At 67.5% G+C, this 13,795-nt stretch carries 15 protein-coding genes and 1 riboswitch; of the genes, 8 read left to right on the top strand and 7 right to left on the bottom strand.

The genetic code is table 11. The features are described from left to right. Window positions 1-8: 8 nt before the first annotated feature. The 5 genes from AE618_RS23880 to AE618_RS23860 form a co-directional block, all read right to left on the bottom strand. Entirely contained in the window at window positions 9-716 is a 708-nt protein-coding gene (locus AE618_RS23880) for a L,D-transpeptidase (protein ID WP_054211576.1), read from the bottom strand. 132 nt (window positions 717-848) lie between these two features. Next, the gene (locus tag AE618_RS23875; RefSeq protein WP_054211575.1) at window positions 849-2,129 is read right to left on the bottom strand and encodes an FtsX-like permease family protein; all 1,281 of its coding nucleotides are present in this window, start codon (window positions 2,127-2,129) and stop codon (window positions 849-851) included. After that, complete coding sequence (locus tag AE618_RS23870) at window positions 2,126-2,881, bottom strand: ABC transporter ATP-binding protein (protein ID WP_082365535.1); 756 nt, start codon at window positions 2,879-2,881, stop codon at window positions 2,126-2,128. The genes AE618_RS23875 and AE618_RS23870 overlap by 4 nt, the downstream gene beginning before the upstream one ends. Beyond that, on the bottom strand, window positions 2,859-3,338 hold the full coding sequence (locus AE618_RS23865; RefSeq protein WP_248311003.1) for a hypothetical protein: 480 nt from the start codon (window positions 3,336-3,338) through the stop codon (window positions 2,859-2,861). Before AE618_RS23865 ends, AE618_RS23870 begins: the two co-directional genes overlap by 23 nt. A 54-nt stretch (window positions 3,339-3,392) precedes the next feature. After that, window positions 3,393-5,132, bottom strand: a complete 1,740-nt coding sequence (locus tag AE618_RS23860) for an alkaline phosphatase (protein WP_054211597.1) — start codon at window positions 5,130-5,132, stop codon at window positions 3,393-3,395. 254 nt (window positions 5,133-5,386) lie between these two features. Here AE618_RS23860 and AE618_RS23855 point away from each other — a divergent pair, with 254 nt between their 5' ends. The 5 genes from AE618_RS23855 (at window position 5,387) to AE618_RS23835 (ending at window position 9,508) form a co-directional block, all read left to right on the top strand. Further along, complete coding sequence (locus AE618_RS23855; protein ID WP_054211573.1) at window positions 5,387-6,505, top strand: mandelate racemase/muconate lactonizing enzyme family protein; 1,119 nt, start codon at window positions 5,387-5,389, stop codon at window positions 6,503-6,505. Between the two features lie 198 nt (window positions 6,506-6,703). Further along, window positions 6,704-6,805, top strand: a riboswitch (TPP riboswitch). Window positions 6,806-6,870: 65 nt separating this feature from the next. Next, window positions 6,871-7,914: a glycine oxidase ThiO gene (thiO, locus tag AE618_RS23850; protein ID WP_054211572.1), complete on the top strand. Its 1,044-nt coding sequence runs from the start codon at window positions 6,871-6,873 to the stop codon at window positions 7,912-7,914. Next, window positions 7,898-8,095, top strand: a complete 198-nt coding sequence (gene thiS / locus AE618_RS23845; RefSeq protein ID WP_054211571.1) for a sulfur carrier protein ThiS — start codon at window positions 7,898-7,900, stop codon at window positions 8,093-8,095. Before thiO ends, thiS begins: the two co-directional genes overlap by 17 nt. A 1-nt stretch (window position 8,096) precedes the next feature. Beyond that, window positions 8,097-8,885, top strand: coding sequence for a thiazole synthase (locus tag AE618_RS23840; RefSeq protein ID WP_054211570.1), 789 nt, complete (start codon window positions 8,097-8,099; stop codon window positions 8,883-8,885). Next, entirely contained in the window at window positions 8,882-9,508 is a 627-nt protein-coding gene (locus AE618_RS23835; RefSeq protein ID WP_054211569.1) for a thiamine phosphate synthase, read from the top strand. The genes AE618_RS23840 and AE618_RS23835 overlap by 4 nt, the downstream gene beginning before the upstream one ends. Window positions 9,509-9,630: 122 nt before the next feature. Here the strand turns inward: AE618_RS23835 and AE618_RS23830 are convergent, their stop codons facing one another. Together AE618_RS23830 and AE618_RS23825 are read right to left on the bottom strand one after the other, a co-directional pair. Continuing rightward, on the bottom strand, window positions 9,631-9,945 hold the full coding sequence (locus tag AE618_RS23830) for a SelT/SelW/SelH family protein (protein ID WP_054211596.1): 315 nt from the start codon (window positions 9,943-9,945) through the stop codon (window positions 9,631-9,633). 95 nt (window positions 9,946-10,040) lie between these two features. Continuing rightward, window positions 10,041-10,859: an IclR family transcriptional regulator gene (locus AE618_RS23825; protein WP_054211568.1), complete on the bottom strand. Its 819-nt coding sequence runs from the start codon at window positions 10,857-10,859 to the stop codon at window positions 10,041-10,043. Window positions 10,860-11,036: 177 nt separating this feature from the next. On the opposite strand from AE618_RS23825, the gene AE618_RS23820 reads away from it, so the two are divergent. The 3 genes from AE618_RS23820 to AE618_RS23810 are packed head-to-tail and all read left to right on the top strand — an operon-like array spanning window position 11,037 to window position 13,785. Beyond that, window positions 11,037-12,089, top strand: coding sequence for an ABC transporter ATP-binding protein (locus AE618_RS23820; protein ID WP_054211567.1), 1,053 nt, complete (start codon window positions 11,037-11,039; stop codon window positions 12,087-12,089). Continuing rightward, on the top strand, window positions 12,086-12,985 hold the full coding sequence (locus tag AE618_RS23815) for an ABC transporter permease (protein WP_054211566.1): 900 nt from the start codon (window positions 12,086-12,088) through the stop codon (window positions 12,983-12,985). The genes AE618_RS23820 and AE618_RS23815 overlap by 4 nt, the downstream gene beginning before the upstream one ends. A gap of 5 nt (window positions 12,986-12,990) precedes the next feature. Continuing rightward, window positions 12,991-13,785: an ABC transporter permease gene (locus AE618_RS23810; protein ID WP_054211565.1), complete on the top strand. Its 795-nt coding sequence runs from the start codon at window positions 12,991-12,993 to the stop codon at window positions 13,783-13,785. Window positions 13,786-13,795: the final 10 nt, after the last annotated feature.

The following is a 13,795-nucleotide window of genomic DNA, read 5'->3' as shown; positions in this document are numbered from 1 at the left end:
AGGCCCGGTCAGGCCGGCAGGACGACCACCTTCGACTTGACCGGAGTGCGATCATACAGGTGGATCATGTCCTGGCTGAGCAGGCCGACGCAGCCGCTGGTGATCCCTGAGCCGATCGTCTCCGGGTCGCTCGAGGCATAGATCGTGTAGAGCGTGTAGGCGCCGTTCTGATAGAGATGCAGCGTGCGGGCGCCGAGCGGGTTCTCAAGGCCGCCGGGCATGCCGCGAGCCCAGACCGCGACCTCCGGCTGGCGCTTGATCATCTCCCTGGGCGGCGTCCAGGTTGCCCATTCGGATTTGCGCCCGACATAGGCGTCGCCGCTCCAGCGGAAACCGTCGCGCCCGACATTGGCGCCATAGCGGGTGGCCGAGCCGTCGCCCTCGACGCGGTAGACATAGTAATTGCCGGGATCGACGATGATCGTGCCGGCCGCTTCCTTGCCGTCATAGGCGACCGTCTTGCGGAAATATTTCGGGTCGACCTTGGTGACGTCGACTGCGGGAATCGGGAACTTATCCTGCGGCACCGGCCCGTAGACCTTCTCCGCCTCGGCGAGGCTCATGCCGTCGGTGACAGCGCAGCCGCCGAGCCCGAGCGCGCCCAGACCCACCGCCGAGCCGACCAGGAACGACCGGCGGTTGAGCAGCGCAGCGCGACGCCCAAACGCGATCTCGTCATTCTTGCCGGCATCGGCATTCACACCGTCGATGATCATGGTTCTGGAATTTCCCTTGCCCTGTTGCCCGACGAGAGACCACTCCGGCACAGACGCGCTGAACATTTTGCTAAGCTTAGATTGCCTTCAGATGACCGGATTGGCAAGTTCGCCCCGTCCCGCCGACCCGCGTCAGCCGCGCAATTCGGTGGCGATCGGGCTGCGGAACGATGCGGCCGCCGGCAGCAGGCTCAAGACGGTCCCGACGACGAAGAGCAGGGCGACCTGCAGCAGTTCGGGCGACTCCACCGAGATGGCGAGCCGCAGACCGGTCTGCGCCTCGACCGCTTTCGCGAGCGCCCCTGCCGCGCCGACGCCGAGCATCAACCCCGCCACGCAGCCCAGCGCCATCAGCGCGGCCATGCCGAGCCAGATCACGAGCAGCACGTAGAGCCGCGGCGCGCCCATCGCACGCAGCACCGCATAGCGCCGCCGCCGCAGGCCGGCGACGGCGACGAGCAGCAGCAGGATGGACGACAGGACGAGCGTGGCGTTCAGCGTCGAGGCGAGGACCAGCAGGCCGCGCGCGTCGCCGAGCGCCCGGTAGATCCCGACAAGCACCTCGGCCGGGAAGAACGCCATCGTGCCGCTCTGGGAGTATTGGCTGCGCGCGGTGAACAGAGCCATCGCGCCGCTCTGGCGATAATGGCTGCGCAGGGCATAGGCTCCCGCCACGCTGCGCGGCTTGACGACGACCGCCGGCACGCCCGGCAGCGTCTCCGCGTCGAAGGGCGCGCCGATCCTCTCGACGCCGGGCGCATGGCCGTTGCCGAGACCATGCACCTCCCAGACGCTCTCGACCGGTACCAGGATCGCGCGGTCCCAGGGCGAACCGAGCGGCGGCAGGCGTCCGACGACGGTGTAGTCATGGCCGGCATGGCGATGCTTCGCCTCGTCCTCGTCTTCCTCCCCGGCCTTGCGCCCCTGCACGGCGGGAGCATGGGACGGCGCGATGCGATCGCCGAGCTTGTAGCGGACATCGGCGCCGACCACCGCCTCGCCCTCGGCGGCGAAGAGACGCCCCTCGCTCGGGGCGATGCGGCCCCAGCGGCCGGCGAAGGCGCTCGTCGTGCCGATGATCGGATAGCCCCGGCTGACATCGCCGAAGGCGATCGGTGCGAAATCGGCGACGCGCTCGTCCTGGGCGAGCGCCTTGAGCACGGCGCCGTCCATCAGCGGGATCGCTTCGAGTTGCAGATAGATCGTCGACATCAGCAACTGGGTCTGGCTGCCGGGGGCGCCGATCAACAGGTCGAAATCGGCCGCGGCGACGGTCGAACTCTTGCGCAGGGCCCGCTCCTGCGCGCCGATGGCAACGCCGATCGCGACCGCCATGGCGATCAGCGCAACGATCGCCAGCGCTGTCCAGCGCAGGGCTCGCAGATCGGCCCAGACCATCGCGAAAGGGTTCATGCGGCGTGTCCCGACACCGTGGCGAGGTCGGGGAGGGGCGGAGCCGGCGCAATGTCGATGCAACGTTCCATCCGCGCCAGCAGCCCTGAATCATGGCTGGCGCAGATCAGCGTGGCGCCGGCCTCGCGGGCGGCCTCGACCAAAAGGGTGCCGACCTCCTCGGCATGGGCTGCATCGAGGCTGGCGGTCGGCTCGTCGGCGAGGATCAGCGCCGGCCGCCGGCTCAGCGCGCGGGCGATCGCGACCCGCTGCTGCTCGCCGCGCGAGAGCACGCCGGCTTTCCGGCTCAGATCGGTGAGGCCCATTCGCCGGGCCAGCGCCTCGCCATGCTCGCGCTCGGCCCGGCCGATCCGCCAGGACGAGAAACTGGCCGGCAAGGTGATGTTGGCGGCGACGTCGAGTTCGGGAATCAGGTGAAAATCCTGGAAGACATAGCCGAGCGTGTTGAGCCGCCAGCGATCGCGCCGGGAAACGTCCAGGGCGGACACCTCGGTCTCGCCCCAGGCGACCGTGCCGCTGCCCGGGAGGATCAGCCCGGCGATCAGATGCAAAATCGAGGTCTTGCCGGAGCCCGACGGCCCGCGCAGACCCAGATGCTCGCCCGGCGCGACGACGAGTTTCGGCAGGTCGAGCACCCGGAACGGGCGGCCGTCGCCGCCGCGATGATCGAGCGTGACGCCGGTCAGCCGCAGGGTTCTTGCCGTGGCCAAATCCTTTGCCGCGATGGTGTTAGGCGAGGGTGAAGCTGGCATCGGTCAATCTGATCTGGCTGACGAAGCCGGTCTCGGCATCGGTGGCCGAACCGATCTCCAGCCGCCCGGCGACGACGACCTTGCGGCCGGCGCTGACCATCGGCGTGATCTCTTTCATGAAGACGACGACGATATCGACCGGCCAGTCGGCATCCGACTGGCAAAACGGGCAGATGGCCAGCGGTTCGCGCGTCAGCACGAAGAAGTGGCTCTCGGGCTTCAGCGGCGGCGCCATGTAGCCGGTGATCCTGACGCTCTGCCCCCGCAGCGCCGTCACGCGGTCGGAAAACTGGAAGCCGAGCACGCCGAAGGATTTGTAGAGGCTGTCGAAGGCGATGCCGGCGGGCTCGGCGGCCAGCGCCGGGCCGCAAAGCGCGATCGCCGCAGCCCCGTTGAGGAGGCCGCGGCGGGTCGGGATCGCAGGTTTCGCGCAAAGCTGCATCGGTTTGTCTCGCATCCCGAGGTCGGCGCCTGTCAAGGCCGCGCCGACCTCTGTCTGGTCTTGGGAGGCTTACTTGCCGCCCAGCGCCAGGGCTTCCGCCATGACGCGGAAGACATAGGTGTTGGGCTTGTGGCCGCGGAATTTCTCGGCACCCGGGCCCATCGCGGTCAGAATCACGTCATCGGCCGAGTGGACGCCGCTATTGGCGTCGAAGGGCAGGTTGCCGGTCTTGCGGGCGGCGAGCGGACCCGTGCAGTCCTTCTCATTGGCGATGTTGGTCTTGCCATCGGGGCCCTTCACGGCCGGCACGCGTTCGCCGCTCATGTTCGGCCGGCCGGTGTCGCAGGTGTCGGGATAGCTGCCATAGACGACGGCCAGGCGGCGCGAGGTGTCCACCTTGGTCGGATAGCCCTCGGCGTCGAGCGGGCCGTAGTTCGGCGGCCGCGATTCGGCGTAGACGCCGAGCTTGTCGCGCAGGAGCTGGCCCGGACGGTCGTCGTCATAGGTGCCGATGATCGAGATCGGATGGGCGTGATCGGGCACGACGATGATCAGCGTATCGTTGCGGTCTCCGGCGAAGTCCTTGGCGAGCTTGACGGCGTTGTCGAGCATGATCGTGTCGAACACCGAGCGCTCCCAGTCGAGCGAATGGCTGTACTTGTCGATGCGCGCCGACTCGACCATCAGGAAGAAGCCGTCCGGGTTGCCTTTCAGCATGTCGAGCGCGGCTCTGGTCTGCTCGACCACATCGGGCTGATCGGGGAATTTCGAGATCGTGCCCTTCTTCGCCAGTCGCAGGTCGAAGGCGCCGTCGATATTGCCGGTGTTGTAGAGGCCGAGCAGCTTCTTGGAGCCGGCGGCGACCGCCGCGTTCATCTCGGTCTTGGTGGTGGCGAGCGTGTAGCCGGCCTCCTTGAACTTCGCGATGAAGTCCTGCTCGTCGGTGCGCTTCGAGCCCGGCGTTGCCTTGGAGAGGAAGTTCGGCGAACCGCCGCCCATGATCACGTCGGGCTGCACGTCGTGGAACATCTTGACGATGTCGTTGAAGTCCGAGCGGCGGCGGGTGTGGGCGACCATCGAGGCCGGCGTGGCGTCTTCGATTTCGGAGTTGGTGACCACGCCGATCGCCATCTGGCCGCGGCGCTTGATCACCTCGGCAATGGTTTCGACCTTCGGATGGTCGAGCGTCAGCGCGTTCTTGGCGCAATAGACGCCGAGTGCGTTGACGCAGGATTTGTGGCCGGTCGTGTAGGCGTGGGCGGCATTGGCGCTGTCGGTGACGATCGAGTCGCTGCCCGAGGTCGAGATCAGCGCCATGTTGGACATATCGTCCATGGCGAGTTCGCCGTTGTAGCGGCCTTCGTCCCAGCCCTTGGACAGGATGCGCGCGGCGGTGCGGTTGGCGACCGACATGCCGTCGCCGATGAAGAGGATGACATTCTTGGCGCGGCGCGGCTGGGCGGTCGCGAAGACATCCCACTTCACCGTCGCCTTGTTGGTCCCCTGCGTGGCTTCGACCACGTAGTTGCCGGCCGGCAGCGACGCGCCGCGCAGCCACAGCGCCGAATGCTTCTGGCCTTCCTCGCTCTGCATAAAGGTCGTGGCCTTGCCGAAGATCTCTGCGGGGGCCTTGCCGTTGATCGTCACAGTGACGTCGGCCGAGGTCGGCGCATTCGGGAACTCGACCTTGAAGTCGAAGCGCGAGCCCTCGAGGATTTCGGCGCGATTGATCGGGTAAATCGTCTGCCCGGCCACCGGCCCGGCTGCCGACAAGCCGCCGATCGCCGCGGCGATCCAAAGTGTCGTCATGCGCATCGTTGAAATCCTCATCCGGGGGCCGAGACTCATTCTGCGCGCGTCTTTGCAGCGGCATATGACAGTATCTCGACAGAGCGCACGCAGCTGTCGTGCCACAGCGGGCGCTGCGGGTCGCCGCTCCCCGATTCCCGGCAGCCGCCCCTCCTGCGACATCTGTTGAAGCGGTCGGCATCCTGTGGTCGAACTCTGCTCAACACGCCGTCGTGACCGATCCCTGGTCGCAAATGGCGGCCGGGAGGACCACCATGCGCATCGCCAGTATCGAGCCCTTCATCCTGCACATCCCGGTGACGGGCGGTTCGATCGCCGATTCCACGCATCGTATCAGCCATTGGGGCGTGGTCGGCGCGAAAATCGTCACCGAAGATGGGTTGGAAGGTTACGGCTTCACCGGCACCCATGCCGATCTGCCCTCCGACCGCCTGATCACCGCCTGTATCCGCGACTGCTACGCGCCGCTGCTGATTGGCGAGGATGCCTTCGAGATCAGCCGGCTCTGGCTCAAGATTGCCCGCCATCCGCCCCTGCAATGGGTCGGACGCGCCGGCATCACCCAGCTGGCACTGGCGGCGGTGGATGTGGCGCTCTGGGACCTCAAGGCCAAGAAGGCGGGCGTGCCGCTCTGGCATCTGCTGGGCGGCGCGACCAAGCCCAGGCTCGAGGCCTACAACACGGATATCGGCTGGCTCTCGATCCCCAAGGACCAACTCGTCGATGGCTGCCGGATGGCTGTCGAGCGCGACGGCTTCCACCGCATCAAGGTCAAGGTCGGCCATGCCGATATCGGCATCGACATCGGCCGGCTCGAGGCGGTGCGCCAGGCGGTCGGCTCCCATGTCAGCCTCGCCATCGACGGCAACGGCAAATGGGACCTGCCGACCTGCAAGCGCTTCTGCGCGCGAGCCGAGCCGCTCGACATCTTCTGGTTCGAGGAGCCGCTCTGGTATGATGATGTCGGCTCGCACGCCGCGCTCGCCCGTTCGACCTCGATCCCCGTCGCGCTCGGCGAACAGCTCTATTCGCTCGACGCCTTCCGCGCCTTCATCGCCGCCGATGCGATCCATTACGTCCAGCCTGACGTGACCCGGCTGGGCGGCATCACCGAATACATCCAGGTAGCGGAGCTCGCGCTCGCCAGTCGCTTACCCGTGGCGCCCCATGCCGGCGAGATGAGCCAGGTCCATGTCCATCTCGCCTATTGGCACCAGGCGACGCCGGTCCTCGAATACATCCCCTGGATCAAGGATGCCTTCGTCGAGCCGGCCAATGTCGTCGATGGCTGTTTCCTCAAGCCGCAGCAGCCCGGCGCCGGGACGACGCCGACAGCAGAAGCGATCACGCGCTTCGCCAAGCCGCTGGCGTGATCGCCATACCCGGCGAAAGACGAGGCAAGCTCAAATGAGCGGGTCATCCCGGACGCAGCGAAGCGAAGATCCGGGATCCATGCCGGAACGCTGGTTCGAAAAAGTTCAGGCATGGATCCCGGGTCTCCCTGCGGTCGCCCGGGATGACTCCGCGGGACCAACCCGCCTTGCTCATGCCGCCATGGCAACTTAGATTGAGACGATCCGTTGGGGTGCCCGCAAGGCTGAGAGGTGCTGATGCACCAACCCATCGAACCTGATCCGGGTAATGCCGGCGAAGGGAACGGTTTTAGGCTCGTCGCTCTTTAAGCACGCCATTGCCGTTGCCTTCCCGGTCAAGTGGGAATGGCATGTCCGATCCGTCCATGCAGCCAAAGTCGCTTCCGCGTCCGAGGACCAGCGCAGGCAAGCCTGTTCATGTCGGCATCGTCGGTGCCGGCGTCGTCGGCCTCGCCTGCGCGGCCGAACTGCTGGCCCGTGGCGCGACGGTCACGCTGCATGAACGCGGCGCCTTTGCGGGCCAGCAGGCCTGTTCCTGGTTCGCCGGCGGCATGCTCGCCCCCTGGTGTGAAGGCGAGAGCGCCGAGGAGCCTGTCATCCGCCTCGGGCAGGAAGCCGCCGGTTGGTGGGAGCGCCATGTCGAGGGCGTGGTCCGCAAGGGCACGCTTGTGCTGGCGCCGAGCCGCGACCGCAGCGAAATCAGGCGCTTCGGCCAGCGCACCTCGCATTTTCTGGAGCTCGATGGTGACGGCATCGCGGCGCTCGAGCCCGATCTCGCCGGGCGTTTCGGCAAAGGCCTGTTCTTCGAAGGCGAAGCCCATCTCGATCCCCGCCGGGCGCTCGCCGGCCTGGCGCGGCATGTGCTGGAGGCCGGCGGCGACATCCGTTTCGGCAGCGAGGCGAGGGCGGACGACATCGCCGCCGATATCGTGCTCGACTGTCGCGGCCTCTCGGCTCGGGACGCGCTGCCGGATTTGCGCGGCGTCAAGGGCGAGATGCTGCTGCTGCGCAGCCGGGATCTGACGCTGTCACGCCCCGTCCGTCTGCTGCATCCGCGCATTCCGCTCTACGTCGTGCCGCGTGCGGACGGGCTCTTCATGGTCGGCGCGACCATGATCGAGAGCGCCGATCGCAGCCGGATTTCGGCCCGCGCGATGCTGGAGCTGCTCGGCGCGGCCTACGCGCTGCACCCCTCCTTCGGCGAGGCCGAAGTCGTCGAGATTGGCGTCGATGCCCGCCCGGCCTTTCCCGACAACCTGCCGCGGCTGACGCGCCGGGGCCGGGTGATCCATGTCAACGGGCTCTATCGTCACGGCTTCCTGCTCAGCCCCGCCATGGCGCGGCTGGCGGCGGACGCGGTGCTCGATCCAGCCGCGATACCGGAGATGCTCCATGACGTTGCTGCTTAACGGCGAACCGCGAGAGGTCGCGGCCGAGACGCTGGCCCAAGTGCTGGACGAACTCGGCTATGCCGGCAGGGTGGTCGCCACCGCCGTGAACGGCGATTTCGTCCCGGCCCGCAAGCGCGAGACTGTCAGGCTCACTGAGGGCGACCGCATCGAGGTCGTCGCGCCGATGCAGGGCGGCTGAGATGCAAGAATCCGCGACAAAAGCGTTCTACGGCTTCGAGCCGAAGAGCCGGCTCTTTCTGGGCACGGCGCAATATCCCTCGCCGGCGATCCTGGCCGATGCCGTCCGTGCGTCGGGCGTCGAGGTCGTCACCGTCTCGCTGCGGCGGGAAGCGGGGGAGGGCGGAGCCGGGGAGGCCTTCTGGTCGCTCGTCAAGCATCTCGGCGTGCGCGTCCTGCCCAACACGGCAGGCTGCCACGGCGTCAAGGAGGCCGTCACCACCGCGCAGATGGCGCGCGAGGTCTTCGGCACCAACTGGATCAAGCTCGAGGTGATCGGCGAGGACGATACGCTCCAGCCCGATGTCGTCGGCCTGATCGAGGCGGCGCGCCTTCTCAGCGCCGACGGTTTCGAGGTCTTCCCCTATACCACCGAGGACATCGTCGTCGGCGGCCGCCTGCTCGATGCCGGCTGCGAGGTGCTGATGCCCTGGGGCGCCCCGATCGGCTCCGGCCGGGGCCTCAACAACCCCTATGGCCTGCGCACCATGCGCCAGCATTTCCCCGATATTCCCCTCGTGGTCGATGCAGGTATCGGTCTGCCGTCCCATGCCGCCCATGCCATGGAGCTGGGCTATGACGGCATCCTGCTCAACACGGCGGTCGCCAAGGCCGGTGATCCCGCGCTGATGGCCAAGGCCTTCGCCGCGGCGATCGAGGCCGGTCGTCAGGCCTATGAGGCGCAGCCGATCGAGGCGCGCGACATGGCCGCCCCCTCCACCCCCGTCATGGGCAAGGCGTTTCTCTCATGAACAACACTGCCGTCGCGAAGCTCGACCCGTTCTACCCGATCTTCGACAGCGCCGACTGGCTCGCGCGCATGCTGCCGCTCGGCGTCAAGCTCGTGCAGCTGCGCGTCAAGGACAAGGCCGAGGTCGAAACCGCCCGCGAGATCGCGCGTGCCAAGGCGCTCTGCGCGCAGGCCGATTGCGTCCTCGTCGTCAACGACTACTGGCATCTGGCGATCGAGGAGGGCTGCGACTTCGTCCATCTCGGCCAGGAGGATCTCGAGGAGGCCGATCTCGGCGCGATCCGCAAGGCCGGCATGAGGCTCGGCGTCAGCAGCCATGACGAGGTCGAGCTGGAGCGGGCGCTGGCGACGCAGCCGGACTATGTCGCGCTCGGCCCGGTCTATCCGACCATCCTCAAGGCGATGAAATGGGACCCGCAGGGCCTCGAGCGCGTCACGCAGTGGAAGCGCCGCATCGGTGACATCCCGCTGGTCGGCATCGGCGGGATCTCGCTGGAGCGGGCGCCGGGCGTTTTCGAGGCCGGCGCCGACATCGTCGCGGCCGTGACCGATATCACGCTCAACGCCGATCCGGAGGCACGGGCAAGGGCCTGGATCGCGGCGACGCGCAGCCAAGCAGTGTAGGGCGCGTCATTCTCGGGCGAAGCGAAGCGCAGACCCGAGAATCCCAGGGCGAGAGAACCCCAGGACGAGAGACTGCTGGTTTCCGAGATGCTCGGGTCAAGCCCGAGCATGACGGTCCCGGCTCAAACGCTCTCCACCGCGACATGCCCATCGACATGGCCGAGGCTGCGCTGCGGATCGAGCCGGTCGCGCACGCGCTGCTTCAGGATCTTGGAATCCGGGAAGCCGCCTTCGGTCTTGCGGTCCCAGATCAGCTCGCCGTCATAGGTGATCTGGAAGATGCCCCCGGTGCGCGGGATCAGCGCGACCTCGCCGAGATCCTGCCCGAAGGTCGAGAGCAGCTCCTGGGCGAGCCAGGCGGCGCGCAGCATCCACTGGCACATCGAGCAATAGGTGATGGCGATGCGCGGGGCGGGCTTGGGGGCGGTTTCGGTCATGACGATCTGCCTTCGGGAACGGTGCTGAGCCTTCGAGACCATGCTTCTCCGTGGCGGGCAAGCGCGCTGCGGCATGACGGATCGGCGTGGGCCGGTCAGCCCGCGATCGCGCTCAGGCTGCGCGAGGGATAGCGCAGCGCCATGTCGAAGGGGTTGAGCCTGGCGCCCAGCGCTTCGGCTTCCGCCTTGAGGATGCCGACGACATTGGCGAGCCGGTCGTCGCGCAGCCGCTCCAGCAGCGTGCCGACGCTGAGCGCCGCCACCGCGCGCCCATCCGCATCGCAGACCGGCACGGCGACGCCGGCCATGCCGGGGATCAGCCCGGTGTTGAGGTTGACCCAGCCCTGCTCGCGGGCCCGGTCGAGCGCGCCGCGCAGCGCGGCCTCGTCGAGAAAGCCGCGATCGAGCAGGCGGGGCATGTTGAAGCGGATCACCGCGTCGCGCTCGGCCTCGGGCAGATGCGCCAGCATGGCGAGGCTGCCCTGGCCGAGCCCGAGCGGCACCTTGCCGCCGATGTCGCCGGTGAAGGAGCGGATCGGGAAGGGGCCCTCGATCCGGTCGAGGCACACGGCGTCATAGCCGTTGCGCACCAGCAGGAAGACGGTGTCGCTCAGCGTTGCCGAGAGCCGCAGCAGGGCCGGGCGAGCCAGTTCGCGCAGGCCGCCCGATTGTCCCGCACGGGCGGCGAGCACGAAGAAGTCGAGCGCCGGCCGGTAGCGCTTGCCGCCCGCGACCTGCTCGACGAAGCCTTCCGCCATCAGGTCTCGCAGCGCCCGGTGCGCGCTCGGCTGGCCGCAGCCGGCGGCGCTGGCGATGTCCTTCAGCCGCATGCCGGCGGCATCGCCCGCGGCGACGATGCGCAGGAGCCGCAAGGCGCGCTGGAGGCTCGATGCGGGTTCGGGGGGCAGCGACATCGACTGAAATGATCCAAAGCTGAGAAAGGGAAAAATTTCACATAACGGAATTATGTCAATATAAATTCTCCAATGTGAAATCCTCGGTTGACGGATTTGTGTCGTCTGCGTCTCCTTGCGGCATCGCAGTCCGGCCTCCGGTTCGATCATGGCCGGGCGCCCGCATCCGAGGTGCCGATGGGCTTCCTGACGCTGCAATCGCTGAGCAAGGTCTATGGCGAACTCGCCGCCGTGCGCGATGTCGACCTCAGCGTCGCCAAGGGCGAATTCGTCTCGCTGCTCGGCCCCTCCGGCTGCGGCAAGACCACGACGCTGCAGATGATCGCGGGCCTCGTCGAGCCGACCAGTGGGCGCATCACGCTGGACGGCCGCGACATCACCCATGAGAAGCCCAACCGGCGCGGCTTGGGCATCGTCTTCCAGAGCTATGCGCTGTTTCCGCATATGACGGTGGCGGAAAACGTCGCCTTCGGCCTGGAGATGCGCAAGATCGCAAAGGCTGAGCGGGACCGCCGCGTCGCGCAGATGCTCGGCCTCGTCCATCTCGGCGCCTTTGCCGAGCGCTATCCGCGCCAATTGTCGGGCGGCCAGCGCCAGCGCGTCGCGATCGCGCGCGCCCTGGTGATCGAGCCGCCGGTGCTGCTGCTCGACGAACCCCTGTCGAACCTCGACGCCAAGCTGCGCGAGGAGATGCAGTTCGAACTGCGCCGCATCCAGCGCAGCGTCGGCACCACCACGATCATGGTGACGCATGACCAGGCCGAAGCGCTCTCGATCAGCGACCGCGTCGTGGTGATGGAGCAGGGTCGCATGACCCAGGTCGACGCGCCCTACAAGCTCTACGAGCGGCCGGCGACGGCGTTCATCTCCTCCTTTGTCGGCAAGATGAACCGCATCGAGGGCGTCTGGCAGGGCGGCCGCGCCGAGGTCGCCGGCATCGCCTTGCCGAGTGAGCCGGCTTCGCTTTCGGACGGGCAGGCGGTGGCGTTGTCGCTGCGGCCGGAGAAGATCCTGCTTGCGCAGGCCGGGCAGGGCGTTCTGGACGGGGTGATCCTCGCCCGCTTCTTCCTCGGCAGCTACTGGCTCTTCACCGTCGAGACGCCGGTCGGCGCCATCTCGGTCTCGGTTCCCAACCAGGGCGAGGAGCCGCCGGGCGAGGGTGGGCGGGTCTCGCTCGCCTGGACGCCAGCCAGCCTCAAGGTCGATGCGCTGGTCGGAGCCGCCGCATGAGCGCCACCAGCCAGAGCGCCACCAGCCACAGTCTCGGCCCGCCGGCGGCACGCGCCAATCCCACGCCCTGGTTGCTGGTTGGCCCCGGCTCGCTGTTCTTCCTCGGGCTCGTGGTGCTGCCGCTGGTCCTGACGGTCATCCTCTCCTTCCACGTCTACGACCACACCACCGGCATCAAGAACGAGTTCACGCTGGCGCATTACATCGCCGTGTTCTCGGACGACTACTATCTCGGCACCTTCTGGCGCACGCTGCGGCTCGCCTTCCTGACGACGCTGATCTGCGCGGTCATCGGCGCGCCGGAAGCCTATATCCTGTCGCGGATGCGCGATCCCTGGCGCTCGGTCTTCCTGCTGGTGATCATCGGCCCGCTGCTGGTCTCCGTCGTGGTGCGCGCCTTCGGCTGGAGCATGCTGCTCGGCTCGACCGGCCTGGTGAACCAGACCCTGCAGGCGCTGGGGCTCGGCACGGTCAAGCTGCTCTACACCGAGACGGCGATCGTGATCGCGCTCGTCCACGTCATGCTGCCCTTCATGGTCATTCCGGTCTGGACCGCGCTGCAAAAGCTCGATCCGATGGTCGAGGCCGCCGCCTTGACATTGGGCGCCTCACACTTCACGGCGCTGCGCCGCGTGGTGATGCCGCAGGTCTCGCTGGGCATGCTCTCGGGCAGCCTGATCGTCTTCGGCCTCTCGGCCAGCGCCTTCGCCATTCCCGGCCTGCTCGGCGGCCGCAGGCTCAAGATGGCCGCGACGCTGGTCTATGACGAATACATGCACGAGCTGAACTGGCCGCTCGGCGCCGCCATCGCCATCATCGTGCTCGCGGCTAACCTTGCCATCATGCTGGCCTATAACCGCATGGTCGAGGCCCGCGCCCGCCGGACGCTGGGGTAAGCGCCATGCAGAAGAACGGCCCCATCGCGCTGATCTTCCACAGCCTCGTCGTCGCCTTCGTACTGGCGCCGCTGGTGGTGATCTGCCTCGTTGCCTTTACCCCCGAGAACACGCTCTCGATCCCCACGACCTCGTTCTCGCTGCGCTGGTTCCGCGAGATCTTCATCCATCCCGATTTCGTCGCCTCCTTCGTCAACAGCCTCTGGCTGGCGACGCTTGCCGCGACGATCTCGGTAGCGCTGGCCGTGCCCGCCGCGCTCGCCATCGACCGCTACGCGTTTCCGGGCCGCAGCGCGCTCAACGCGCTGTTCCTGTCGCCGCTGATCATTCCCCATCTCGTGCTCGGCGTCGCCTTCCTGCGGATGTTCGCGCTGATCGGCGGCACCGGCTCCTTCGCCTGGCTGGTCGCGACCCATGTCATCGTCATCACGCCCTATGTGCTGCGGCTGGTGATGGCGGCCTTCACGGGGCTGGACCGCAGCGCCGAGCAGGCGGCGATGACGCTGGGCGCCTCGCACTGGACGGTGTTTCGCCGCGTCACCGCGCCGATGATCCTGCCCGGTATCACCGGCGGCTGGCTGCTCGCCTTCATCAACTCCTTCGACGAGCTGACGATGTCGATCTTCGTCACCTCGCCGCAGACGGTGACGCTGCCGGTGCGGATGTACATGTACGCCACGGAATCGATCGACCCGATGATGGCGGCGGTCTCGGCTTTGATGATCGCGCTGACCGCCATCGCCATGCTGATCCTCGACCGCGCCTTCGGGCTCGACAAGATCCTCGTCGGGCAGAAGTGAGGGCGAACGC

It is taken from the genome of Allobosea vaviloviae, from assembly GCF_001298265.1.
GTDB lineage: Bacteria > Pseudomonadota > Alphaproteobacteria > Rhizobiales > Beijerinckiaceae > Allobosea > Allobosea vaviloviae_B.
The sequence above is the reverse complement of the archived record's forward strand: the minus strand, read 5'-3'. Positions and strand labels throughout refer to the sequence as shown.